This window comes from Klebsiella sp. 141153 (genome assembly GCF_032601995.1).
GTDB classification, from domain to species: domain Bacteria; phylum Pseudomonadota; class Gammaproteobacteria; order Enterobacterales; family Enterobacteriaceae; genus Klebsiella; species Klebsiella aerogenes.
This window is the reverse complement of sequence record NZ_JAQIRJ010000007.1, coordinates 108,753-133,771: the sequence shown is the minus strand read 5'-3', so window position 1 is coordinate 133,771 and position 25,019 is coordinate 108,753. Positions and strand designations below refer to the sequence as shown.

General features: G+C 56.7%; 24 protein-coding genes. 17 read left to right on the top strand and 7 right to left on the bottom strand.

Going from position 1 to position 25,019, the window contains the following annotated elements:
• The first annotated feature begins 100 nt into the window (after nt 1-100).
• Nucleotides 101-844: a 3'(2'),5'-bisphosphate nucleotidase CysQ gene (gene cysQ, locus PGS10_RS15410; protein WP_015704189.1), complete on the top strand. Its 744-nt coding sequence runs from the start codon at nt 101-103 to the stop codon at nt 842-844.
• Here cysQ and PGS10_RS15405 read toward each other — a convergent pair.
• The gene (locus PGS10_RS15405) at nt 834-1,391 is read right to left on the bottom strand and encodes a YtfJ family protein (protein WP_045396912.1); all 558 of its coding nucleotides are present in this window, start codon (nt 1,389-1,391) and stop codon (nt 834-836) included. The genes cysQ and PGS10_RS15405 overlap by 11 nt on opposite strands.
• A gap of 319 nt (nt 1,392-1,710) precedes the next feature.
• Between PGS10_RS15405 and PGS10_RS15400 the strand changes: the two genes are divergently transcribed.
• The gene (locus tag PGS10_RS15400; protein ID WP_015368594.1) at nt 1,711-1,917 is read left to right on the top strand and encodes a DUF1107 domain-containing protein; all 207 of its coding nucleotides are present in this window, start codon (nt 1,711-1,713) and stop codon (nt 1,915-1,917) included.
• 63 nt (nt 1,918-1,980) lie between these two features.
• Here PGS10_RS15400 and PGS10_RS15395 read toward each other — a convergent pair whose 3' ends face one another.
• A complete protein-coding gene (locus PGS10_RS15395; protein WP_045411099.1) occupies nt 1,981-3,333 on the bottom strand; it encodes a hemolysin family protein in 1,353 nt (450 codons plus the stop codon).
• A 181-nt stretch (nt 3,334-3,514) separates the two neighbouring features.
• Nucleotides 3,515-4,153 carry a peptide-methionine (S)-S-oxide reductase MsrA gene (msrA, locus tag PGS10_RS15390; protein WP_047065991.1) on the bottom strand — a complete coding sequence of 213 codons (639 nt, stop codon included), beginning with the start codon at nt 4,151-4,153 and terminating at the stop codon, nt 3,515-3,517.
• A gap of 202 nt (nt 4,154-4,355) precedes the next feature.
• Between msrA and tamA the strand changes: the two genes are divergently transcribed.
• Genes tamA through PGS10_RS15375 form a run of 3 tightly spaced genes read left to right on the top strand, consistent with a single transcriptional unit; the run spans nt 4,356 to nt 10,206 of the window.
• The gene (tamA, locus tag PGS10_RS15385; RefSeq protein WP_045396922.1) at nt 4,356-6,089 is read left to right on the top strand and encodes an autotransporter assembly complex protein TamA; all 1,734 of its coding nucleotides are present in this window, start codon (nt 4,356-4,358) and stop codon (nt 6,087-6,089) included.
• Nucleotides 6,086-9,862, top strand: a complete 3,777-nt coding sequence (gene tamB, locus PGS10_RS15380; RefSeq protein WP_316423215.1) for an autotransporter assembly complex protein TamB — start codon at nt 6,086-6,088, stop codon at nt 9,860-9,862. Before tamA ends, tamB begins: the two co-directional genes overlap by 4 nt.
• Before the next feature lie 2 nt (nt 9,863-9,864).
• Nucleotides 9,865-10,206: a gamma-glutamylcyclotransferase family protein gene (locus PGS10_RS15375; protein ID WP_316423214.1), complete on the top strand. Its 342-nt coding sequence runs from the start codon at nt 9,865-9,867 to the stop codon at nt 10,204-10,206.
• A gap of 188 nt (nt 10,207-10,394) precedes the next feature.
• Here PGS10_RS15375 and PGS10_RS15370 read toward each other — a convergent pair whose 3' ends face one another.
• Nucleotides 10,395-11,582, bottom strand: coding sequence for a hypothetical protein (locus PGS10_RS15370; RefSeq protein ID WP_316423213.1), 1,188 nt, complete (start codon nt 11,580-11,582; stop codon nt 10,395-10,397).
• A gap of 74 nt (nt 11,583-11,656) precedes the next feature.
• Nucleotides 11,657-12,187, bottom strand: coding sequence for an inorganic diphosphatase (ppa, locus tag PGS10_RS15365; RefSeq protein ID WP_015368588.1), 531 nt, complete (start codon nt 12,185-12,187; stop codon nt 11,657-11,659).
• A gap of 404 nt (nt 12,188-12,591) precedes the next feature.
• Between ppa and ytfQ the strand changes: the two genes are divergently transcribed.
• From ytfQ to yjfF, 4 genes are all read left to right on the top strand, one after another.
• On the top strand, nt 12,592-13,548 hold the full coding sequence (gene ytfQ, locus PGS10_RS15360) for a galactofuranose ABC transporter, galactofuranose-binding protein YtfQ (protein ID WP_015704195.1): 957 nt from the start codon (nt 12,592-12,594) through the stop codon (nt 13,546-13,548).
• Nucleotides 13,549-13,651: 103 nt separating this feature from the next.
• Nucleotides 13,652-15,154, top strand: coding sequence for a galactofuranose ABC transporter, ATP-binding protein YtfR (gene ytfR, locus PGS10_RS15355; RefSeq protein WP_045394681.1), 1,503 nt, complete (start codon nt 13,652-13,654; stop codon nt 15,152-15,154).
• Nucleotides 15,155-15,164: 10 nt separating this feature from the next.
• Nucleotides 15,165-16,190: a galactofuranose ABC transporter, ATP-binding protein YtfT gene (ytfT, locus tag PGS10_RS15350; RefSeq protein ID WP_047065993.1), complete on the top strand. Its 1,026-nt coding sequence runs from the start codon at nt 15,165-15,167 to the stop codon at nt 16,188-16,190.
• A complete protein-coding gene (yjfF, locus tag PGS10_RS15345; protein ID WP_047065994.1) occupies nt 16,177-17,175 on the top strand; it encodes a galactofuranose ABC transporter, permease protein YjfF in 999 nt (332 codons plus the stop codon). Before ytfT ends, yjfF begins: the two co-directional genes overlap by 14 nt.
• Before the next feature lie 42 nt (nt 17,176-17,217).
• Here the strand turns inward: yjfF and fbp are convergent, their stop codons facing one another.
• Nucleotides 17,218-18,216, bottom strand: coding sequence for a class 1 fructose-bisphosphatase (gene fbp, locus PGS10_RS15340; protein WP_015368583.1), 999 nt, complete (start codon nt 18,214-18,216; stop codon nt 17,218-17,220).
• Between the two features lie 174 nt (nt 18,217-18,390).
• Between fbp and mpl the strand changes: the two genes are divergently transcribed.
• Complete coding sequence (gene mpl / locus PGS10_RS15335; protein ID WP_032709697.1) at nt 18,391-19,764, top strand: UDP-N-acetylmuramate:L-alanyl-gamma-D-glutamyl-meso-diaminopimelate ligase; 1,374 nt, start codon at nt 18,391-18,393, stop codon at nt 19,762-19,764.
• A gap of 68 nt (nt 19,765-19,832) precedes the next feature.
• A complete protein-coding gene (locus PGS10_RS15330; protein WP_316423212.1) occupies nt 19,833-20,354 on the top strand; it encodes a GNAT family N-acetyltransferase in 522 nt (173 codons plus the stop codon).
• A gap of 101 nt (nt 20,355-20,455) precedes the next feature.
• Here PGS10_RS15330 and yjgA read toward each other — a convergent pair whose 3' ends face one another.
• The gene (gene yjgA, locus PGS10_RS15325; protein WP_015368580.1) at nt 20,456-21,007 is read right to left on the bottom strand and encodes a ribosome biogenesis factor YjgA; all 552 of its coding nucleotides are present in this window, start codon (nt 21,005-21,007) and stop codon (nt 20,456-20,458) included.
• 94 nt (nt 21,008-21,101) lie between these two features.
• Between yjgA and pmbA the strand changes: the two genes are divergently transcribed.
• The 6 genes from pmbA (at nt 21,102) to PGS10_RS15295 (ending at nt 25,006) form a co-directional block, all read left to right on the top strand.
• Nucleotides 21,102-22,454, top strand: coding sequence for a metalloprotease PmbA (gene pmbA / locus PGS10_RS15320; protein WP_045360325.1), 1,353 nt, complete (start codon nt 21,102-21,104; stop codon nt 22,452-22,454).
• A 64-nt stretch (nt 22,455-22,518) separates the two neighbouring features.
• Nucleotides 22,519-22,905, top strand: a complete 387-nt coding sequence (gene cybC / locus PGS10_RS15315) for a cytochrome b562 (RefSeq protein ID WP_015368578.1) — start codon at nt 22,519-22,521, stop codon at nt 22,903-22,905.
• 289 nt (nt 22,906-23,194) lie between these two features.
• Nucleotides 23,195-23,533 carry a glycine dehydrogenase gene (locus PGS10_RS15310; RefSeq protein WP_316423211.1) on the top strand — a complete coding sequence of 113 codons (339 nt, stop codon included), beginning with the start codon at nt 23,195-23,197 and terminating at the stop codon, nt 23,531-23,533.
• A gap of 10 nt (nt 23,534-23,543) precedes the next feature.
• Nucleotides 23,544-23,906, top strand: coding sequence for an SFCGS family glycine-rich protein (locus PGS10_RS15305; RefSeq protein ID WP_015368576.1), 363 nt, complete (start codon nt 23,544-23,546; stop codon nt 23,904-23,906).
• Between the two features lie 2 nt (nt 23,907-23,908).
• Nucleotides 23,909-24,208 (top strand): DUF4312 family protein, encoded by a 300-nt coding sequence (locus tag PGS10_RS15300; protein ID WP_015368575.1) that lies wholly within the window; start codon nt 23,909-23,911, stop codon nt 24,206-24,208.
• A gap of 21 nt (nt 24,209-24,229) precedes the next feature.
• The gene (locus tag PGS10_RS15295; protein ID WP_015368574.1) at nt 24,230-25,006 is read left to right on the top strand and encodes a DUF4311 domain-containing protein; all 777 of its coding nucleotides are present in this window, start codon (nt 24,230-24,232) and stop codon (nt 25,004-25,006) included.
• Nucleotides 25,007-25,019 lie beyond the last annotated feature (13 nt).

The following is a 25,019-nucleotide window of genomic DNA, read 5'->3' as shown; positions in this document are numbered from 1 at the left end:
GAATGGAAACCGCTAGTGTTATCACAGATAGCGGAACTGGTGATGATGCGATATAAATAAAACAACGAGTTAACGCCACTGTAACCAGAAGAGGTGGAGAATGTTAGAACAAGTATGTCAGCTTGCACGGACCGCGGGCGATGCCATCATGGATGTCTACGATGGGAACCAGCCGATGGATGTGAGCAGCAAAAAGGATGATTCTCCCGTTACCGCGGCGGATATCGCCGCGCATAAAGTCATTGTCAGCGGCCTGCAGGCGCTGGATGCAGCAATCCCCATCCTGTCGGAAGAGGATCCGCCGGCGTGGGAAGTGCGGCAGCACTGGCAGCGCTACTGGCTGGTGGACCCGCTGGACGGCACCAAAGAATTTATCAAGCGCAACGGCGAATTCACCGTCAATATCGCGCTGATTGAAAACGGCAAACCAACGCTGGGCGTGGTGTACGCGCCGGTGATGAAAGTGATGTACAGCGCGCAAAATGGCAAGGCGTGGAAAGAAGAGTGCGGCGTGCGCAAGCAGATTCAGGTTCGCGATGCTCGCCCGCCGCTGGTGGTGATTAGCCGCTCCCACGGTAATGACCCGGAACTGCAGGAGTATCTGGAGCAACTGGGCGAGCACCAGACCACCTCAATCGGTTCGTCGCTGAAATTCTGCCTGGTGGCGGAAGGCCAGGCGCAGCTCTATCCGCGCTTCGGGCCGACCAGCACCTGGGATACCGCCGCCGGTCATGCGGTCGCGGTAGCCGCCGGGGCGCACGTTCACGACTGGCAGGGTAAAACCCTCGACTACACGCCGCGTGAATCCTTCCTCAACCCCGGCTTCCGCGTCTCTATTTATTAAGCAGCTTATGCAGCAGGTCGACGACCTGCTGTACCTCTTGCTGGGTCAGCGCGCCGTCTTTTGCCCACTGAACGCGTCCGTCTTTGTCTAACACCACAATCGCCGAACTGCCTTCATCGAGCTGCCAGGCTTTGCGTGCGAGACCGTTGCTGTCGACGATAAACTGCGACCACGGATAGAGCTGTTTATTGCTCTCAATGCTGCTGCGCACGAACATTCCGGAACCGGGGATCGCGTCATCGGTATTGACGATGGTGGTGGTCTGGTAGCGGTCGTGCGGCAGGCCAGCCGCCTTAATCGCCTCAATCAGATTGGCATTTTTCTCTTTTGCCGAGGTGCGCCCGGCAATATGCTGGATGACGCGCACTTTTCCCGCCAGCTGCGAGCTATTCCAGTTTTTGTAGCTAAACTTATCGTTACTCAGTACCAGTTCTCCGCGGTCGGCGATGCCTACCGGCGCGACGCGTTGACCGTCGACAAAATTATGTGCCGAAGCCATTAACGGCAACAGGAGGGCGGAAACCGCCAGCAACTTACGTAGGGTCATGAGATATCCTTTTTTATATGCAGGTGATCCGACCACTTGGTCTTGTTTAATGATAAGTGCGAATTGTCGCCATTACCCGCAAGCGTGATGCCAGTTTGCGTGCTAACGCACACATTCAATAAAAAACGGAAACTTATACTAACAACTACGTATGCCTGAAACGAAAATTCTGAATTATTGTCATCAAAGGGTAAAAAAACTTCTACAGACTGGGTGACTTCGGAAATCTGGACTATAGTTTTAGGGCATTAAAATTTGCGCTCCCGATACGCGGGCTAACTGTGGCACCGCAGGAGCGTAACCCTGGCAGGAGACAACAATGAAAATTTTCCAACGCTACAATCCGCTGCAAGTGGCGAAGTACGTGAAGATCCTGTTTCGTGGACGGTTGTACATCAAGGACGTTGGCGCTTTTGAATTTGATAAGGGCAAAATCCTTATCCCGAAGGTTAAGGACAAGCTGCACTTCTCAGTGATGTCCGAGGTCAATCGTCAGGTTATGCGTCTGCAAACAGAGACCGCATAACGTGGTATGACGGCACGAAAAAAAACGGCTCCCGATGGGAGCCGTTGATGTTTTCAGGGCCGCTTACGCCGCACCTTTCTCTTTTTTCGCCGCGTCTTCGACATCAGGCAGTTTCGGTACCAGCACCGTTGGTTTGTTATCGATACGGGTGACCAGCAGCTGGTCGATACGGTAGTTATCGATATCCACCACTTCAAACTTGTAGCCGGAGAACTTCACCGCATCGGTGCGTTTCGGGATCTTGCGCAGCATAAACATCATAAAGCCGCCGATAGTCTCGTAATTATCGGACTGCGGGAACTCATCGATATCGAGCACGCGCATTACGTCATCGATTGGCGTACCGCCGTCAATCAGCCATGAGTTCTCATCGCGGGCGACAATTTGTTCTTCCAGCCCCTGGCCGACCAGGTCGCCCATCAGGGTGGTCATGACGTCGTTGAGGGTGATGATCCCTACCACCAGCGCGTATTCGTTCATGATCACCGCGAAGTCTTCGCCGGCGGTTTTAAAGCTTTCCAGCGCTTCAGAGAGCGTCAGGGTATCCGGCACGATCAGCGTATTGCGGATCTGCACGCCGCCGGTTAACACCAGGCTCTGGTTTGCCAGCACGCGGTTCAGCAGGTCTTTGGAATCGACGTAGCCGATGATGTGATCGATATCTTCGTTACACACCAGGAACTTGGAGTGCGGATGCTCCGCCACTTTATTCTTCAGGCTCTGCTCGTCTTCGTGCAGATCGAACCAGATCACGTTTTCGCGCGGCGTCATTGAAGAGGGAACGGTACGGGATTCCAGCTCAAAGACGTTTTCAATTAATTCGTGTTCTTGTTTACGCAGCACCCCGGCCAGCGCTCCGGCCTCCACCACCGCGTAGATATCATCGGAGGTGATGTCGTCTTTACGCACCATCGGGATTTTAAACAGACGGAAGATGTTGTTCGCCATGCCGTTAAACAGCCACACCAGCGGGCGGAAGACCAGTAAACAGAAGCGCATCGGGTTGATGATGCGCAAAGCCACGGCTTCTGGCGCAATCATACCGATGCGTTTCGGCGTCAGGTCAGCAAACAGGATGAACAAGCTGGTGACCAGGGTGAAGGAGAAAATAAAGCTCAGCTGCTCGGAAAGCTCCGGCGACATGTAGCGGCTCAGCACGCTGTGGAAAGCAGGGGAAAAGGCGGCGTCGCCGACGATACCACCCAGAATGGCCACGGCGTTGAGGCCGATCTGCACGACGGTGAAGAAGGTGCCAGGGTTTTCCTGCATTTTGAGAACGCGCTGCGCGTTCACATTGCCTTCATCAGCCAGCAATTTGAGTTTGATTTTACGCGATGCGGCCAGTGAGATTTCAGAGATCGAAAAAAACGCACTGACGGCAATAAGGAAAAGTATTACTAAAATACTGTTTAACATATCTTTTCTGACCGTTGAGGCCAGATCCTCGGAAGGGAAGTGGATAACTCTTTTAATGTGGAATACATAAAAAACCGGTCCGAAGGCGCTGGACCGGCTATGACACAGCGTAGTATAGCGTAAATGTCTGTAAAGCCACCAGAGCGATAATTATTCTCGCCAGCGGCCTTATTCTTCAGGATTACGCCTGCGGGGGGAGGCAAACGCCAATCCCGCCGATACCGCAGTAGCCGTACGGGTTTTTGTGCAGGTACTGCTGATGATCGTCCTCGGCGTAGTAGAACGGTTTTGCCGTGGCGATCTCGGTGGTGATCTCGCGGGTATCGTTGGCCTCGTGCATCGCCTTCTGGAAGCGCGCCAGGCTGGCCTGCGCCGCTTCAAGCTGCTCCGGCGTCAGCGGGTAGATAGCCGAACGGTACTGCGTGCCGTGGTCGTTACCCTGCTGCATCCCTTGCGCCGGATCGTGATTCTCCCAGAAAACCTGCAGCAGCTGCTCATAGCTGATGACCTGCGGGTCATATACCACGCGCACCGCTTCCGCGTGCCCGGTCTCGCCGCTGCACACTTCACGATAGGTCGGGTTTGGCGTGTAACCGCCGGTATAGCCCGCCGCGGTGCTGTAGACCCCCGGCAATTGCCAGAACAGACGCTCGACGCCCCAGAAGCAGCCCATCGCGAACAGCGCTACCTCCATTCCTTCAGGAACGTTGGTCATTGAGTGGCCGTTAACGGCGTGGAGCGTTGCTACCGGCATCGGCGTGTTGCGCCCCGGCAGCGCATCCGCCTGGGCGACAAGATGCGTTTTATCAAATAGACTCACGGTTGGCCTCGCAATTTGTGGTTAAGGTTGTAACGTCGCGTATCTTTTTAGACAATAAACACGCTCAATACGTCTAAATTTAAACATAAGAATTATTTGGGTTACCGTCACTTTTTCAACCCTTAGTTGTTAGGGTTTTGTTAAGCCGTGGAGCGGCACTTGCGTTTCCTTCGGGGGGAAACAAGGATATTCAGGAGAACACGTGCAACAAATCCGCCAGATATGCGTTACCAGCCTTTTGCTGGTCAGCGGGGTCGCCAGCGCAGCGAATGTGCGTTTGCAGGTTGAGGGGTTATCCGGGGAACTGGAAAAAAACGTCCGCGCCCAACTATCCACGATCCAGAGCGATGAAGTCACGCCGGACCGTCGTTTTCGCGCGCGCGTCGATGACGCCATCCGCGAGGGGCTGAAAGCGCTGGGTTACTATGAACCCACCATCGATTTCGATTTACGTCCGCCGCCCAAGAAAGGGCGCCAGGTACTGATTGCCAAAGTAACTCCCGGCGAGCCGGTGCGCATTGGCGGTACCGAGGTGATCCTGCGCGGCGGCGCGCGCACCGACCACGATTACCTGGATCTGCTGAAAACGCGTCCGGCAATTGGCACGGTGCTCAATCACAGCGACTATGACGGCTTCAAGAGCTCGCTCACCAAGGTGGCGCTGCGCAAAGGCTATTTCGATAGCGAGTTCAATAAAAGCCAGCTTGGCGTATCGCTCGATCGCCATCAGGCTTTCTGGGACATCGATTACAACAGCGGCGAGCGTTACCGCTTTGGCCCGGTAAGTTTTACCGGTTCGCAGATCCGCGAAGAGTACCTGCAAAACCTGGTGCCCTTTAAACAGGGTGATTATTACACCTCACAGGATTTGGCGGAGCTGAACCGCCGCCTGGCGGCGACCGGCTGGTTTAACTCGGTGGTCGTCGCGCCGCAGTTTGATAAATCACGTAAAACCAAGGTGCTGCCTCTGCAGGGCGTCGTTTCGCCACGCAAAGAGAACACCGTGGAAACCGGGATCGGTTATTCGACAGACGTCGGACCGCGCGTGAAAGCGACGTGGAAAAAGCCGTGGATGAACTCCTACGGCCACAGCCTGACCTCCAGCGTCAGCCTCTCCGCGCCGGAACAGCAGCTTGATTTCAGCTATAAAGTCCCGCTGTTAAAAAGCCCGCTTGAGCAGTATTACCTGATGCAGGGCGGTTTTAAGCGTACCGACCTTAACGATACCAAGGCCGACTCCACCACCCTGGCGCTGTCGCGCTATTGGGAGATGTCGAGCGGCTGGCAGCGCGCGATTAACCTGCGCTGGAGTCTGGACCACTTTACCCAGGCCAACGTCACCAATACCACCATGCTGCTTTATCCCGGCGTCTCGGTGAACCGCACCCGCTCCCGCGGCGGCCTGATGCCGACCTGGGGAGATTCTCAGCGCTATTCGGTGGACTACTCCAACACCATGTGGGGCTCGGACATTAACTTTATCGTCATGCAGGCGCAGGACGTGTGGATCCGCACCCTCTATGACCGCCACCGCTTCGTGGTGCGCGGCAACCTCGGCTGGATTGAAGCCGATGACTTCAGCAAAGTCCCGCCGGATCTGCGTTTCTTCGCCGGTGGCGACCGCAGCATTCGTGGTTATAAATACAAGTCGATCTCGCCGAAAGACGACGACGGCAAGCTGATCGGTGCGTCAAAGCTGGCGACAGGTTCGCTGGAGTATCAATACAACGTCACCGGGAAATGGTGGGGCGCGGCGTTTATCGACAGCGGCGAAGCGGTGAGCGATATCCGTAAAAGCGATTTTAAAACCGGCGCGGGCGTCGGCGTGCGCTGGCAGTCGCCGGTTGGGCCGATCAAGCTGGATATCGCCCGACCCATCGGCGACAAAGAAGAACACGGTTTACAGTTTTATATCGGTCTGGGGCCTGAATTATGAGTTTATGGAAGAAGATAAGCCTCGGCGTATTACTCTTTTTAGTGTTGCTGATCGGCGCGGTCGGCTTTTTAGTCGGCACCACAACAGGTCTGCATCTGGTACTGAAAGCGGCGGACCGCTGGGTGCCGGGGCTGGAGATCGGCAAGGTTACCGGCGGCTGGCGTGACTTGACCTTACAGAATGTGCGCTTTGAACAGCCGGGCGTAGCGGTGACGGCCGGCCAGTTCCATCTCGGCGTCAAGCTGCGCTGTCTGTGGGATAGCAGCCTGTGCGTTAATGATATCTCGCTGCGCGATATCTACGTCGCTATCGATACCAAAAAGATGCCGCCTTCGACGCCGGTAGAGGAAGAAGATTCCGGCCCGCTGAACCTGTCGACGCCATATCCTATTACCCTCAGCCGCGTGGCGCTGCATAACGTCAATGTCAAAATCGACGACACCGCCGTTTCGCTGCGCGATTTCTCCACCGGCCTGAACTGGCAGGAGAAAAACCTGACCCTGACGCCGACTTCGCTCCAGGGCTTGCTCATCGCCCTGCCGAAGGTGGCGAAAGTGGCGCAGGAGCAGGTGGTGGAGCCGAAAATTGACCATCCGAAACCGGAAGAGAAACCGCTCGGCGAGACGATGAAAGATCTGTTCTCGCAGCCGGTGCTGCCGGAAATGGTCGATGTGCATCTGCCGCTGAATCTTAATATTCAGGAGTTCCGCGGCGAACAGCTGCGCCTGACCGGCGACACCGATATGACCGTCTACAACCTGCTGCTGAAGGTCAGCAGCATCGACGGGCAGATGAAGCTCGATGCGCTGGACGTCGATTCCGACCAGGGCAAGGTTACCGCTTCCGGCACCGCGCAACTGCAGGATAACTGGCCGGTTGATATCACCCTCGACAGCACGCTGAACATCGACCCGTTGAAAGGCGAGAAGGTGAAGCTGAAAGTAGGCGGCGAGCTGCGTAAAAAACTGCAGGTCGGCGTGGATTTAGCCGGCTCGGTGGCCATGACCCTGCGCGCCGAAGCGCAGCTGGCGGAAGCCGGTCTGCCGCTGAATATGGAAGTGAAGAGTAAACAGCTGTACTGGCCGTTTACCGGCGAGAAACAGTTCCAGGCGGATGATCTGCAGCTGAAATTCAGCGGCAAAATGACCGACTACACCATGGCGTTCAGTACCGCGGTGAAAGGGCAGTCGCTGCCGCCGGCTAAAATTACCCTTAATGCTAAAGGCAACGAACAGCAGGTAAATCTCGATAAGCTGACCGTAGCGGCGCTGGAGGGGAAAACCGAACTGAAAGCGTTGCTCGACTGGCAGCAGGCGATCAGCTGGCGCGGTGAATTGACGCTCGATGGCATTAATACCGCCAAAGAGGTGCCGGACTGGCCGTCGAAGCTGAACGGGATTATCAAAACCCAGGGTAGCCTGTACGGCAGCAGTTGGCAGATGGCGGTTCCCGAGCTGAAAATTACCGGCAACGTGAAGCAGAATAAAGTGGATGTTCACGGTTCGCTGCAGGGTAACAGCTATATGCAGTGGAAAGTGCCGGGACTGCATCTGGCGCTTGGCCCAAACAGCGCCGATGTGAAAGGCGAGCTGGGGGTGAAAGACCTCAACCTTGACGCCACCATCGACGCGCCGCATCTCGACAATGCGCTGCCGGGGCTTGGCGGCACGGCGAAAGGTCTGCTGAAGGTGCGCGGCACCATCGACGCGCCGCAGCTGCTGGCGGATATCACCGCCCGCGCTTTACGCTGGCAGGAACTGACGGTGGCCCAGGTCAACGTCAAAGGCGACGTGAAGTCCAGCGATCAGATTGGCGGTAATCTTGACGTACGCGTCGATCGCATCAGCCAGCCGGGCGTCAACATCAGCCTGGTGCAGCTGAATGCCAAAGGTACCGAGAAGCAGCATGATTTACAGCTGCGCGTACAGGGCGAGCCGGTGTCGGGCCAGTTGACGCTGGCGGGCAGCTTCGATCGTAAAGAGGAGCGCTGGAAGGGCACCCTGAGCAATACCCGTTTCCAGACGCCGGTCGGGCCGGTAGCGCTGACGCGCAACATCGCGCTGGATTATCGTAATCAGGAACAGAAAATCAGCATCGGGCCGCACTGCTGGAGCAACCCGAACGCCGAGCTGTGCGTACCGCAGACCATTGATGCCGGCGCCAGCGGGCGCGCGGTGGTCAATCTCAACCGTTTCGATCTGGCGATGCTGAAGCCGTTTATGCCGGACGCGACCCAGGCAAGCGGCGTGTTTAGCGGTAACGCCGATGTGAGCTGGGATACTACCAAAGAGGGGCTGCCGCAGGGCAAAGTCACCCTCAGCGGGCGCAACGTCAAAGTCACCCAGACGGTCAACGACGCGCCGCTGCCGGTGGCCTTCGATACGCTTAACCTCAGCGCCGACCTGCATAACAACCGGGCGCAGTTGGGCTGGCTGATACGTCTGACCAACAACGGCCAGCTTGATGGCCAGGTGGAAGTGACCGACCCGCAGGGGCGGCGTAACCTTGGCGGCAACGTCAACATCAGCAACTTCTCGCTGGCGATGATTAACCCGATCTTCGCTCGCGGCGAGAAAGCGGAAGGCAAGCTTAATGCCCGTCTGCGTCTGGGCGGTAATCTGCAGAGCCCGCAGCTGTTTGGCCAGATGCAGTTGAGCGGCGTCGATATCGACGGCAACTTTATGCCGTTTGATATGCAGCCGAGCCAGCTGGCGATGAACTTCAACGGAACGCGTTCGACCCTGCAGGGGACGGTGAATACCAAACAGGGGCAGATTGCGCTGAGCGGCAACGCCGACTGGACGCAAATCGACAACTGGCGCGCGCAGATTGCGGCGAAGGGCAGCCGGGTGCGCATTACCGTGCCGCCGATGGTCCGTCTGGATGTTTCTCCGGATGTGGTGTTTACCGCCACGCCAAGCCTGTTTAACCTCGATGGCCGCGTTGACGTACCTTGGGCGCGTATTGTGGTGAACGAGGTGCCGGAGAGCGCGGTGGGCGTCTCTTCCGATGAGGTGATGCTGGATAAAGATCTGAAGCCGATTAAGCCGCAGAGCGCCGGTATTCCGATCAACAGCAACCTGACGATTCACGTCGGCAACAACGTGCGTCTGGACGCTTTCGGCCTGAAAGCGCGTCTGACCGGCGATCTGAAAGTGGCGCAGGATAAGCAGGGGCTGGGGCTCAACGGCCAGATTAATATTCCGGAAGGCCGTTTCCACGCTTACGGTCAGGACCTGATCGTGCGTAAAGGCGAGCTGCTGTTCTCCGGGCCGCCGGATCAGCCGCTGCTTAATATCGAAGCGATTCGTAACCCGGAAGCCACGGAAGACGACGTGATCGCCGGCGTTCGCGTCACCGGTTCTGCCGATCAGCCGAAGGCCGAGATCTTCTCCGACCCGGCAATGTCCCAGCAGGAGGCGCTTTCTTATCTGCTGCGCGGCCAGGGTTTAGGCAGCGAACAGAGCGATAGTGCGGCGATGACCTCAATGCTTATTGGAATGGGGGTTGCACAAAGTGGTCAGGTTGTGGGTAAAATCGGCGAGACGTTTGGCGTAAGCAATTTGGCGCTGGATACCCAGGGGGTAGGCGACTCCTCCCAGGTGGTGGTCAGCGGCTATGTGCTGCCGGGTCTTCAGGTAAAATACGGCGTCGGCATCTTCGACTCTTTGGCGACGCTTACCCTGCGTTATCGCCTGATGCCTAAGCTATATATGGAAGCGGTGTCTGGCGTAGACCAGGCTCTCGATTTGCTCTATCAGTTTGAGTTTTAGCAATGCGAATATTTGTTTACGGCAGTTTACGACGCAAACAAGGCAACAGCCACTGGATGACCAACGCCCAGTTGCTGGGCGCTCATAGTGTCGACGATTATCAGCTGTACAGCCTGGGCCACTATCCAGGCGCGGTGCCGGGCGAGGGCACAGTACATGGTGAAGTGTATCGTATCGACGCATCGACGCTGGCCGAGCTGGATGCGCTGCGCACCAAGGGCGATGAATACGCGCGCCATCTGATCCAAACGCCTTACGGCAGCGCGTGGATGTATGTCTACCAGCGCTCCGTCGAGGGGTTTGCGCAGATTGAGAGCGGAAACTGGTTGGACAGAGACCAGTAATTGAAAACGGCAACGCCACCTTCGGGTGGCGTTGTTTTTTTACCTTGTGGCCATTAGCTGTCAGCGTATATTCCTCGTTTAATCGCTATACCATTACCACAAATGAAAATGACTCTTGCCAAGCAACAGGAGGGCCGCCAGCGTGGTGAGCGAGAGAAACAACAACCGCCGTGTTAGGGTGCTGAACATTATGTTATCTCCTGTAATGTGGTGTTGGCGGCGACTCGCCTGAGGTAACCTCTTACCGCCGTTCGCAGCCCCAGCCAGTCACGTACGCTTTGTGACAAACAGCGGGCAACTGGGCCGATAAGCTCCAGGATTACCAGCGTTCCGCTGAAGCAAAGTAGTAAGAGAGACAACATGTCCAGTGAATCGCGAAGCAACCACCAAAAATCCCTGCCTGACTTGTAGGGGTTATTTAACTCCATGCCAAGTACGAGTAAGTACAGCACCAGCGCGATGCCATAGAACAGGTTATAGAGTAGCGACATTTGCCGGTCGCCGGGATAACAGGAATGATTTTTCAGAAAAGCGCCCCCGTCGCTGACGTTGTATAACGCCTGGATGTCGTTATTTTCCCGTTGGTAAACGGCGACTATCCGATCGCCGATAGCGAGAAAGGGCGGTTGACGGCGGTAAAAAAGGGGATGCAGGCCGAAATTGGCGAAACCGATCTGCCAGAAGAAAGCCAGCGGCGCAGCATCGCATTGCATCCCAACGCCGTGGTATTCCCGCGTTGGGGTTCCCGTGAACCACTTCTTAAAAATGATATTGCTAATTTTTCCCGTCCTGACGGCATAGCGTTGCGGAAGCGTTTCGGTAAAAGCCAGCGCCGCCTGACGAACGACCGGCGGCGTTGCCTGTATCGCCTGACAAAATGAGAAGTCGCCGCGGCGCGCCAAATTCATCTTCGCCAGCAGATCGCGCATATCGGGGAGGCGTTTTAACGCCGGGCGAAACAGTAGCTCGCAGAGGCCAGACAGCAGCGCGATTAACGCCAGTACCGCGATAATGCCGAAGCCCATCTTTCCCCATTCTGAATCGATGTAAAAGACGGGGATGAGCGTTGCGATGAGGACCAGTAGGCTAACCAACAGCAGCGGCCGGGCCCATGGCTTTGCTAATTGGTCAGGTTCAAGTAGCGTTGCGCCGTCGCTCAACCAGTGGATCCAGTAGCAACCGTTACGCAAGCGGCGGGCGCCGATGTGCAGGGGGTGGTTAAGCTGCAGGCGGTCAAAAAGCGTGGGATCGCTAAAATGGCGTTTATTGGTATAAAAGACATGCTCGCCAGCAATGAGGCGCAAATAGGTTTGCCCTTCAGAGGCTGCTGTGGTGAAACCGGAATAGTTCAGGGTGAAATAGCGAGTGCTTTTCACGGGGTACCCTCCATGGTGATATTGCGGCAATCCGTGCCGCAGTCAGGCAGGGGATGACCCTGCCTGAGACAGAATTACTTCTGTTTAGCGCGCTCGAAGGAAGCAACGATTTCAGCTTTCGCCGCTTCAGCGTTGTCCCAACCGTCGACTTTAACCCACTTGCCTTTTTCCAGATCTTTGTAGTGCTCGAAGAAGTGAGTGATCTGGGCTTTCAGCAGTTCCGGCAGGTCGTTCACATCTTTGATGTGATCGTATTCTTTGCTCAGCTTGGTGTGCGGTACCGCAACCAGCTTGGCATCTTCACCGGATTCGTCGGTCATTTTCAGTACGCCAACCGGACGGCAGCGGATAACTGAGCCTGGCTGCAGCGGGTACGGGGTCGGGACCAGCACGTCAACCGGGTCGCCGTCCAGAGACAGGGTGTGGTTGATGTAGCCGTAGTTGCACGGATAGAACATCGCAGTGGACATGAAACGGTCAACAAACAGCGCGCCGCTCTCTTTGTCAACTTCGTATTTGATTGGGTCTGCGTTAGCTGGGATTTCGATAACGACGTAGATGTCTTCCGGCAGCTCTTTGCCCGCAGGTACGTTGAGTAAGCTCATGTCTGTTTCCTTTAAAAATGTTTGGCAAACAAGTGCCCGGTATTATAGCCAACTCACATCGAATGTCTTCGCTTCTTTTTGCCCTGATGCAGGGGGAAGCGTCTGAATTTCTCCTCATCAGATAACCCTAAAATCCATAAAGATAGCTACATTCTGAATAAAATTGTGTAAACGCTTTCATTATCGCGAACGGCGGTTATCCAGAAGACAAATTTTCGCCATTGGCGCAGGCCATGCCGTTGGGCGGGAAGCCTTATCGCCGCTCAGCTCAGATAAATCGCAGTAATTAACATTTTATTTACTTTTTCGAAGTGTGATGTAACGCATTCAGTTACATAACGGATTGTCTATAGTTTGTTCGCAGGTGAGCATTTAACCAACAATAACCCTACGAGGATCATCTTATGTGGAAGCGCTTACTTCTTGTCACCGCGGTTTCGGCAGCTATGTCGTCTATGGCGATGGCCGCCAACCTGACCGTAGGATTTTCGCAGGTCGGCTCTGAATCGGGCTGGCGCGCGGCCGAAACGAATGTTGCTAAGGAAGAAGCGGCGAAGCGTGGCATCACTCTGAAGATTGCCGACGGTCAGCAAAAACAGGAAAACCAGATTAAAGCCGTGCGCTCGTTCATTGCCCAGGGCGTGGACGCGATCTTTATCGCGCCGGTGGTGGCGACCGGTTGGGAGCCGGTACTGAAAGAAGCGAAAGAGGCCAATATCCCGGTGTTCCTCCTCGACCGTTCGATCGACGTTAAAGATAAGTCGCTGTATATGACCACGGTCACCGCCAACAACGTGCTGGAAGGCCAACTGATTGGCGACTGGTTGGTGAAAACCGTCGATGGCAAGCCGTGTAACGTTGTGGAGCTCCAGGGCACCGTGGGCGCCAGCGTCGCTATCGATCGTAAGAAAGGCTTCGCCGAGGCGATTGCCAAAGCCCCCAACATCAAGATTATCCGCTCGCAGTCCGGCGACTTCACCCGCAGTAAGGGGAAAGAGGTGATGGAGAGCTTTATCAAAGCGGAGAATAACGGCAAGAACATCTGCATGGTCTACGCCCATAACGATGACATGGTCATTGGCGCGATCCAGGCCATTAAAGAGGCCGGGCTGAAGCCGGGCAAAGATATCCTCACCGGCTCAATCGACGGCGTGCCGGATATCTATAAAGCCATGATCGCCGGCGAGGCGAATGCCAGCGTCGAGCTGACGCCGAATATGGCCGGTCCGGCGTTTGATGCGCTGGAAAAATACAAAAAAGACGGCACCCTGCCTGAGAAGCTGACCATTACCAAATCGACCCTCTACCTGCCGGATACGGCAAAAGAAGAGTTAGAGAAGAAGAAAAATATGGGTTACTAAGCCTTCATGAAAATGCCGGGGGCGCTACGCTTGCCCGGCCTACATTTCGCTCTTTTGTAGGCCGGATAAGCGCAGCGCCATCCGGCGTGATGCAGGGGGAACCATGACCAGCGACCAACACCAGGAGATCCTTCGTACCGAAGGACTCAGTAAATTCTTCCCCGGCGTGAAGGCGCTGGATAACGTCAATTTCAGCCTGCGGCGTGGCGAAATCATGGCCCTGCTGGGCGAAAACGGCGCCGGAAAATCGACGCTGATTAAAGCGCTCACCGGCGTGTACCATGCCGAACGCGGAGCGATTTGGCTGGAAGGCCAGCAAATTTCGCCGAAAAACACCGCCCACGCTCAGCAGTTGGGTATCGGTACCGTCTACCAGGAAGTTAACCTGCTGCCGAATATGTCGGTGGCGGATAATTTGTTTATTGGTCGCGAGCCGAAGCGCTTTGGCCTGCTGCGGCGCAAAGAGATGGAAAAGCGCGCCACCGCGCTGATGGCCTCTTACGGCTTCTCGCTCGACGTGCGCGAACCGCTAAACCGTTTTTCAGTGGCGATGCAGCAAATCGTCGCTATCTGCCGGGCCATCGACCTGTCGGCGAAAGTATTGATCCTCGATGAACCGACCGCCAGCCTCGACACTCAGGAAGTGGAAATGCTGTTCACCCTGATGCGCCAGCTGCGCGATAACGGCGTCAGCCTGATTTTTGTGACCCATTTTCTCGACCAGGTCTATGCCGTCAGCGACCGTATTACCGTGCTGCGCAACGGCAGCTTCGTCGGCTGTCGGGAGACCCGCGAGCTGCCGCAAATCGAACTGGTCAAAATGATGCTGGGGCGCGAGCTGGACCATCAGGCGCTGCAGCGCGCCGGGCGCACGCTGCTCAGCGATAAGCCGGTGGCGGCGTTTGAAGATTTTGGCAAGAAGGGCACGATTGCGCCGTTTACTCTGCAGGTGCGGCCGGGCGAGATCGTCGGCCTGGCCGGGCTGTTGGGATCCGGTCGCACTGAAACGGCGGAGGTCATCTTCGGCATCAAGCCCGCCGACAGCGGTAAAGCGTGGATCAAGGGCAAGCCGCAAACGCTGCGCTCGCCGCATCAGGCCTCCTGCCTCGGCATTGGCTTCTGCCCGGAAGACCGCAAAACCGACGGCATCATCGCCGCTGCTTCGGTGCGGGAAAATATCGTGCTGGCGTTGCAGGCGCAGCGCGGCTGGCTGCGGCCGATCCCGCGTCGTGAACAGCATGAGATTGCCGAACGCTTTATTCGCCAGTTAGGTATCAGGACGCCCAGCGCCGAACAGCCAATCGAATTTCTCTCCGGCGGCAACCAGCAGAAGGTATTGCTGTCGCGCTGGCTGCTGACCAAACCCCAGTTCTTGATCCTCGATGAGCCGACGCGCGGTATCGACGTCGGCGCCCACGCCGAGATTATTCGCCTGATAGAAACCCTCTGCGCCGATGGCCTGGCGCTACTGGTTATCTCCTCGGAGCTTGAAGAACTGGTGGGCTACGCCGACCGGGTGATTATCATGCGCGATCGCCAGCAGGTAGCGGAAATCCCGCTCGCCGAGCTGTCGGTCCCGGCGATCATGAACGCGATTGCGGCATAAGGAGCCCAGCATGATGCCCAGAACCGTATCACAAAGCGGACAGCCAAAACGGCGCTTTAGCTGGCCGAAAGGGATGCCGCAAATTATCGCGCTATTGCTGGTACTGGCGGTGGATAGCCTGGTGGCGCCGCATTTCTTCCAGATTCTGCTGCAGGATGGGCGGCTGTTCGGCAGCCCGATTGACATTCTCAACCGCGCGGCGCCGGTGGCGCTGCTGGCGATTGGTATGACGCTGGTCATCGCCACCGGCGGCATCGATCTGTCGGTCGGCGCGGTGATGGCCATCGCCGGGGCGACCGCCGCCTCGATGACCGTCGCCGGCCACAGCCTGCCGGTGGTGCTGCTCGCCGCGTTAGGCGCAGGCGCGCTGGCCGGCCTGTGGAACGGCATTCTGGTAGCGGTGCTGAAGATCCAGCCCTTCGTGGCCACGCTTATCCTGATGGTCGCCGGGCGCGGCGTCGCGCAGCTGATTACCTCCGGGCAGATAGTCACCTTTGATTCGCCGGCGCTTTCCTGGCTTGGCAGCGGCTCGCTATTGCTGCTGCCGACGCCGGTGATTATCGCCGTCGCAACGCTGCTGCTGTTCTGGCTGTTTACCCGCCGGACCGCGCTCGGCATGTTTATTGAAGCGGTGGGGATCAATATCCGCGCGGCGAAAAATGCCGGGGTGAACACCCGCATCGTGGTGATGCTGGCCTATGTACTAAGCGGCATCTGCGCGGCGATTGCCGGCATTATCGTGGCGGCGGATATCCGCGGCGCCGACGCCAACAACGCCGGATTATGGCTGGAGCTGGACGCCATTCTGGCGGTAGTGATCGGCGGCGGTTCGCTGATGGGCGGGCGCTTCAATCTGCTGCTGTCGGTGGTGGGGGCGCTGATTATCCAGGGGATGAACACCGGGATTTTACTCTCCGGTTTCCCGCCGGAGCTTAACCAGGTGGTGAAAGCGGTGGTGGTGCTGTGCGTACTGATCGTTCAGTCGCCGCGCTTTATCGGTCTACTGAAAGGGGTACGCGGCCGTGATAAAACGTAATTTACCTTTGATGATCACCCTCGCGGTATTCGTGCTGGGCTATCTCTACTGCCTGACCCAGTTTCCGGGGTTTGCTTCGACGCGGGTGATTTGCAATATCCTGACCGATAACGCTTTCCTTGGCATTATCGCCGTCGGCATGACCTTCGTGATCCTCAGCGGCGGTATCGATCTGTCGGTCGGGTCGGTGATTGCCTTCACCGGCGTGTTTCTCGCCAAAGCGATCGGCTTTTGGGGGATCTCGCCGCTGCTGGCCTTTCCGCTGGTACTGGCCATGGGCTGCGCCTTTGGCGCGTTTATGGGATTGCTGATCGATGCGCTGAAGATCCCGGCATTTATCATCACCCTCGCCGGTATGTTTTTCCTGCGCGGCGTGAGCTATCTGGTCTCGGAAGAGTCGATTCCTATTAACCATCCGCTGTATGACACTCTGTCCGGGCTGGCGTGGAGCATCCCCGGCGGCGGCCGCCTGAGCGCGATGGGGCTGCTGATGCTGCTGGTGGTGGTGCTGGGCATTTTCCTCGCCCACCGTACCCGCTTTGGCAATCAGGTTTATGCTATCGGCGGCAACGCCACGTCGGCCAATTTGATGGGCATTTCCACGCGTAGTACCACTATTCGCATCTATATGCTGTCGACCGGCCTGGCGACGCTTGCCGGAATCGTCTTCTCTATCTACACCCAGGCGGGCTACGCGCTGGCGGGCGTCGGCGTGGAGCTGGACGCTATCGCCTCGGTGGTGATAGGCGGCACGCTGCTGAGCGGCGGCGTCGGAACGGTGCTGGGGACGCTGTTCGGCGTGGCGATTCAGGGGCTTATTCAGACCTACATCAACTTTGACGGTACGCTCAGTTCATGGTGGACGAAGATTGCCATCGGCATCCTGCTGTTTATCTTCATCGCGCTGCAGCGCGGGCTGACGGTGCTGTGGGAAAATCGCCAGAATGCGGCGGTGACTCGCGTGGGTGGGGCGGTGAATCGCTGACAGGGAACTCCCTTCCCGCAAGGCGGGAAGGGAAGGCAGAACTTAAGCGTCCGGGAACTCTTTAATGAAGTTCTCGACGTCTTCTACCATGTGGTCGTTGCCGACAAAGAACGAACGGCGCTGGTGCAGGCTTTCCGGGATGATATCGAGAATACGCTCTTTACCATCGCTGGCTTTGCCGCCCGCCTGTTCCGCCAGCATCGCCATCGGGTTGCATTCGTACAGTAAACGCAGTTTCCCTTGCGGGTGGCTGGCGGTGCTTGGATACAGGTAGATGCCGCCTTTCAGCAGGTTACGGTGGAAGTCGGCCACCAGAGAACCGATATAGCGCGAGGTGTACGGGCGCTGGGTCTCTTTATCTTCTTCCTGACAGTACTTGATGTACTTCTTCACGCCCATCGGGAACTTGATATAGTTACCTTCGTTGATGGAGTAGGTTTTGCCTTTCTCCGGGAAGCGCATCCGCTCCTGGCTCAGGCAGAAGACGCCGAGTGACGGGTCGTAGGTAAAGGCGTGCACGCCGCAGCCGGTGGTGTAGACCAGCATGGTGGAGGAGCCGTAAACCACATAACCCGCGGCAACCTGTTTGTTACCCGGCTGCAGGAAGTCTTCTTCGGTGACCGGCGTACCGACCGGCGTGACGCGGCGGTAGATAGAGAAGATAGTCCCCACGGAGACGTTAACGTCAATGTTGGAGGAGCCATCCAGCGGATCCATCAGCACAACGTATTTGGCGTGTTCGCACCCTTCGAAGACCACGATTTCATCTTCTTCTTCCGAGGCGATACCGGCGACGATATCACGTGCGCGCAGTGCAGCTTTTAATTTTTCATTCGCGAACAGGTCCAGCTTCTGCTGAACTTCACCCTGAACGTTTTCCGCACCGCTGGCACCCAGGATATCGACCAGACCGGCCTTATTGATATCGCGGTGGATGATCTTGGCGCCCAGTTTTATTGCCGACAACAAAGCAGTCAGCTCACCGGTAGCGTGGGAGAACTCGTGCTGCTTTTCGACAATAAATTCACCTAACGTTTTCATAACTCGTTCCCTGCATTTTTATGTTGAGTAAAACGAACGCAACAATCTTAACAAATAATAAAAAAACTGCGCACAGGTGAATCGCGCCAGCAAATGCAGATTTGCCTGAAATGCATTTCTCAGGGGGCATACATATGGGTAAAATGCGGGTTAGATTAATGAGGGAAGTAACGAATGCGCATTCATATTTTAGGAATCTGTGGCACGTTTATGGGGGGGCTGGCAATGCTGGCACGTTCCCTCGGGCATCAAGTAACCGGCTCGGATGCTAACGTTTATCCGCCAATGAGCACCCTGCTGGAAAATCAGGGTATCGATCTGATTCAGGGCTACGACGCCAGCCAACTGGACCCGCAGCCGGATCTGGTGATTATCGGTAACGCCATGACCCGCGGTAATCCGTGTGTCGAAGCGGTGCTGGAAAACAACATTCCGTACATGTCTGGCCCGCAGTGGCTGCACGACTTCGTCCTGCGCGACCGCTGGGTGCTGGCCGTTGCCGGTACTCACGGTAAAACCACCACCGCCGGCATGGCGACGTGGATCCTCGAAGCCTGTGGCTATAAGCCGGGCTTCGTTATCGGCGGCGTACCGGGGAACTTCGATGTTTCCGCACGCCTGGGCGACAGCCCGTTCTTCGTGATTGAAGCCGACGAATATGACTGCGCCTTCTTCGACAAGCGTTCTAAGTTCGTTCACTACTGCCCGCGCACGTTGATCCTCAATAACCTTGAGTTTGACCACGCGGATATCTTTGACGACCTGAAAGCGATTCAGAAACAGTTCCACCACCTGGTGCGCATCGTGCCGGGCAAAGGCAAGATTATTCTGCCGGAGAGCGACATCAACCTGAAGCAGGTGATGGCGATGGGCTGCTGGAGCGAACAGGAGCTGGTGGGCGAGCAGGGGCACTGGCAGGCGAAGAAACTCAACGCCGATGCCTCGCAGTGGGAAGTCCTGCTCGACGGCGAAAAGGTCGGCGAGGTGAACTGGGCGCTGGTCGGCGAGCATAATATGCACAACGGCCTGATGGCGATTGCCGCGGCGCGTCATGTCGGCGTGGTGCCGGCGGATGCCGCTAACGCGCTGGGCAGCTTTATCAATGCCCGCCGCCGCCTTGAGCTGCGCGGCGAAGCCAACGGCGTGACCGTCTACGACGATTTTGCCCACCATCCGACGGCCATTCTCGCAACGCTGCAGGCGCTGCGCGGCAAAGTCGGCGGCACCGCGCGTATTCTGGCGGTGCTGGAGCCACGTTCCAACACCATGAAAATGGGCGTCTGTAAAGACGATCTGGCGCCGTCTCTCGGCCGCGCCGATGAAGTCTTCCTGCTGCAGCCGCAGCATATCCCGTGGCAGGTGGCGGAAGTGGCGGAAGCCTGCGTACAGCCGGCGCACTGGAGCGCCGACGTTGATACGCTGGTGGATATGATCGTGAAAACCGCGCATCCGGGCGACCATATTCTGGTGATGAGCAACGGCGGTTTCGGCGGTATTCATCAGAAGCTGCTGGATAAACTGGCGCAAAAAGCGGCCGCGGCAGAGTAAGCGCGAACGCCTCCGGTTACTGCCCTCCGCGTGAGGGCAGTTTTGTTTTCGCCACCAGGGATTGTCTGATGCTGACCTGTGAAAAAGTCATTTCTACCGACTCGCCCCATTTCGCCGCGCTTGACGCGCTGTACGCCCGTGCCTTTCCGTGGCACGAACAGCGTGAAAGCGACGCCAAACTTCAGGCGTTGAGCAACCTGCACTATGCGCTGGAAGCGTGGTTTGATAACGGGGTATTTATTGGCCTGAGCGGCTGCTGGCAGTTTGCCGGTTATAGCTATATCGAACATCTGGCGATTGACGACACCCTGCGTTCGCGCGGCTATGGCAAACAGCTGCTGGCGCAGATCCTGACGCGCGCGCCGCTGACTATTCTGGAAATCGATCCGCTCACCAGCGAAATCGCCCATAAACGGCTGCGCTTTTACCAGTCGATGGGATTCCATGCCAATGCCTGGGCGCACCGCCATCCGACCTATCATCAAGGGATCGACGATCATGAACTGCTGGTGTTGAGCTATCCGCAGCCGATCGATGTGGCGCGGTATCAGCAGTTTGCCGAGGATTTAGGGCACGAGGTCATGAGGTAAGGTTTGCGATGCGCTGACCGGAGCTAGCCACCGGATACCGATTCGTAGCCCGGATAAGGCGCAACGCGCCGCCATCCGGGAGATGGCGGTTAGCGTGGGAATTAGCCTTCGTTCTCGGCCAGTTCGCGCAGATACTGGAAGATCAGGCGCGCGGATTTCGGCGGCTTGTTGCCTTCTTTCTCTTTTTTGGCATTGCGGATCAGTGAGCGCAGCTGCTGACGATCAGCGTCTGGCCACAGGTTCAATACCTCTACGACCGCATCATCGCCATTATCAATCAGGCGATCGCGGATTTGTTCCAGCTTATGGAACAGCGCCACCTGCTGGTTGTGACGGTTCTTCAGCTTATCCAGCGCCTGGCGAATCGGATCGACGTCGCGATTACGCAGCATTTTACCAATCAGCTGCAGCTGGCGGCGGCGGCCTTCTTTCTTGATACGCTGGGCGAGTTCAATGGCGTCGCGCAGGTCGGTATCGAGCGGCAGCTTATCCAGCGCGTTCTTACCGAGGTCTACCATTTCCGCGCCAAGACGCTTCAGTTCTTCCGCGTCGCGCTTAATTTCACTCTTGCTGACCCAGATAATTTCATCATCTTCATCTTCAACGTCATCACCGGGCACGTCGTCGAGCCAGTCTTCGGGCTGCTTTGTCATCTCAGGCTCCTTAAAAAAGAGGCTAATGTTACCAGTTAAGGCGCGCACTGAAAAACGGTTCTCTGTTAGACTTCAGTTAACTCCTTCTTACATTATGGCATTAGCAATGAAAGTCATCTCTCAAGTTGCACAGCAGCGTAAGACGCTGGAAGAAGCCGTTAGTACGGCACTGGAACTGGCGGCAGGCAAATCCGACGGTGCGGAAGTCTCCGTCAGCAAGACCACCGGCATCGGCGTCAGCACCCGCTACGGTGAGGTGGAGAATGTTGAATTCAATAGCGACGGCGCGCTTGGCATCACCGTTTATCATCAAAATCGTAAAGGCAGCGCCTCTTCGACTGACCTGAGCCCGGACGCTATCGCTCGTACCGTGCAGGCGGCGCTGGATATCGCGCGTTACACTTCGCCGGACCCGTTTGCCGGCGTGGCGGATAAAGAACTGCTGGCCTTTGACGCCCCGGATCTGGACCTGTTCCATCCGGCGGAGGTCTCCCCGGACGAAGCCATCGAGCTGGCCGCCCGCGCTGAGCAGGCCGCCCTGCAGGCCGACAAACGCATTACCAATACCGAAGGCGGCAGCTTCAACAGCCACTATGGAATTAAAGTGTTCGGTAACAGCTATGGCATGCTCCAGAGCTACTGTTCGACTCGCCACTCGCTCTCCAGCTGCGTGATTGCCGAAGAAAACGGCGATATGGAACGCGACTACGCCTACACCATTGGCCGCGCCCTTGGCGATTTACAGACCCCGGAGTGGGTCGGCAACGAATGCGCCCGCCGCACCTTGTCGCGCCTGGCGCCGCGTAAGCTGTCAACGATGAAAGCGCCGGTTATCTTCGCCAACGAAGTCGCGACCGGGCTGTTTGGCCATCTGGTCGGAGCGATTGCCGGCGGCGCGGTCTACCGTAAATCGACCTTCCTGCTCGACTCCCTCGGCAAACAGATCCTGCCGGAGTGGCTGACCATCGAAGAACATCCGCATCTGCTGAAGGGGCTGGCTTCCACGCCATTCGACAGCGAAGGCGTGCGCACCGAACGTCGCGACATCATCAAAGACGGCGTGCTGACCCAGTGGCTACTGACCAACTATTCCGCGCGCAAGCTGGGTATGAAAAGCACCGGCCACGCCGGCGGCATCCATAACTGGCGCATCAACGGCCGCGGCCTGAGTTTTGCAAAGATGCTTAAAGAGATGGGCACCGGGCTTGTAGTCACCGAATTGATGGGGCAGGGTGTCAGTGGCGTGACCGGCGACTACTCGCGCGGCGCATCCGGTTTCTGGGTAGAAAACGGCGAGATTCAGTATCCGGTTAGTGAGATCACCATCGCCGGAAATCTGAAAGAAATGTGGCGTAATATTGTCACCGTCGGCGACGATATCGAAACGCGCAGCAATATTCAGTGTGGTTCCGTGCTGCTGCCGGAGATGAAAATCGCCGGTCAATGACCTGTGTGCCGGGCGCGTCCTGCCGCGCCCGCTTGATATCTTCATAATAAAAAGGAAGTGAGCAATGCGTAAAAAACTGTTAGCGATGCTGGCCGTCTCTGCTTTTGCGCTCGGTTCGGCATCGGCGTTTGCCGACCTTGGCGAAGACATGGACACCCTTGCGGAAAATCTGCAGGTGGTACAGAAAACCTCAGACATTGGCGAGCTGAAAGCGGCGCTGAATAAGATGCGTACTGCTGCGGTTGACGCGCAGAAAGAGACGCCGCCAAAACTGGAAGGCAAAGCGGCCGATAGCCCGGAGATGAAAGATTTCCGCCACGGTCTGGAAACGCTGGTCGGCCAGATCGACGGCGCGCTGAAGTTAGCTGACGCCGGTAAGCTCAAAGAGGCGCAGGCCGCCGCGGAGGACTTCAAAACTACCCGCAATACCTACCATAAGAAGTATCGCTAATCGCCGTTTTCGGGAGGCGTCAGCCGATGTCTCCCGCCTAAAAGCCTACCCGCATCACATTTTTCCCTTTTCTTTTTCCGGTTTTTCCATCGTCGTTTTCCGCTAAACCTCGCGCATTGTTGTGATGCGCATCACGCCATATCGCCTGTTTTTACATTTATCCGGTGAATATGTGGAGTCGATCACCTAAGCCTTCTCCCTTTCCACTTCGAAGTGGAAAACAACTCGCTACAAACTCCTGACCCCCGGCGCTACTTTGGATTCCAGAGACATCAGCGGGGTAACACAAGTGAATAACGGAGCGGTAATAAACGACGTAGGGGAGCAGGCGGCGCAGACCGAACGCCTGGCTGACAAGATGTTACAGCAGGTATTCGCCCTGTTAAGCCGTCACGACATCGTCCCTAACGACGTTCAGGAGCAAATGCTGACTTCCCACGTGCGGGCCATGGCCCACCGGTCAATCAGCGGCGAACCGCTACCGGAAGTGGATGCCAGTCTGTTCGAAGAAATTTCTGAAGATTCAATGGTGCTGGCCCGCGAAGTGGTCGCGCAGTTCGGCAACCTGCCTGATGAAGAGGCCTGGTTGCTGTCCGTCCACTTCGAAGTCGCAAAAGAAAACCTGTAAGGAGCAAAACATGGAACAAATCACCGTAGTTATTGGCGACCGTCTGGGTAAAGGACAAAAAGTCGCGGCAGGCGCAGAAAAAGCCGGCGCACGTGCAGTGGTCGTCCCTGGCGTTGCTGCCGATATGAAACTTGGCGACATGATGAAAGCGGAAAACGCCTCTTTCGGCATCTCCTTCTGCGGCAGCGGCGGCGCAGGCGCTATCACCGCGCAGACCAAGTACGGCTACAAAGCAAAATACGGCATGCGTTCTATTGAAGAGGGCGTCACCGCCATCAACGAAGGTTGCAACGTGCTGGGCTTCGGCTTCATGGATAAAGAAGAGCTGGGAGAGCGCCTGGTTGAAGCCTGGAAAAAGAAATACGGCGCATAAGTATGAAAGAGCAATTCACCACCACGGTGAGGGTTGCAGGCAAAGGCGAAAGCAAATCACGGGCCTTCGCCGATGCCCTTAACCATGTGCAGGCTGCGGTGATGAAATCATCATCGCGCATCCTACTGCGTATTGAGCCACAGGACGTGACGGTTGTTCATGCGCGCGAAGCGGTACGAAAAGAGGCGTTTCTGTTCATCTTTTTGCGCCGTGAACGACGGACCTACAGCGTGGAGCTGGACGTCACCGTCAACGTGACCGCCATCGATCTCGATAAAGTGGATTTCGTCACGCAAACCTGATTGTTACCAAAGGGTCAGACTATGTTCCTGATAATTTTAATAAAATCGCTCATCATCGGCGGCCTGGTCGGCGTCGGCGTGGGCGCCGGAGCGGCACGCATGTTTCACGCGCCCACCACGCAAGGGATGGGGGCGTTTCGTACCTTGGGCGAGCTGAATTCCTGCGAAGGCGATCCGGCTTCTCACTTCTCTTTTGGCCTCGGCTTCTTCTTTAACGCCTGGGCCTCTTCCGTTGCAGCAGGCTCCTTCACCCAGGACGTTGACCACCGCATTATCCCGAACTGGGGCGCGGCGGCGTTGATGGTGAAAAATCGTAACGTTGGCGAAACGCTACACGATCCGAAAAAAATGGCCATTGCCTGCGGCATCATCGGCATGATCGTCGTCGCCTTCCTTAACCTGACCGCCTCTTCCGTGCCGGAAGCGCTGCAGGTCACCGCCGTTAAGGTACTGGTTCCGGCGGCAAACCTGCTGGTGAATACCGTGATGCCGGTGATTTTCTGGCTGGCGGCTATCGATGCCGGTAAGAAATCAGGCTTCTGGGCGACGATTTTCGGCGGCGCGGCGCAGCTGATTATGGGTAACGCCGTACCGGGTCTGGTACTGGGGATCCTGATCGGTAAAGGCGTAGAAGAGAGCGGCTGGAACCGGGTAACCAAAGTGATGATGATCGCCATTGTCGCGCTGTTCGTCCTCAGCGGCTTCTTCCGCGGCTTCGACATGAAGATGCTCGAATCCTTCCATCTGACCGTGCCGAACTGGCTGGACATGATCCACAACTCACTCAGCGGCAAGTAACGGGAGCCTGATA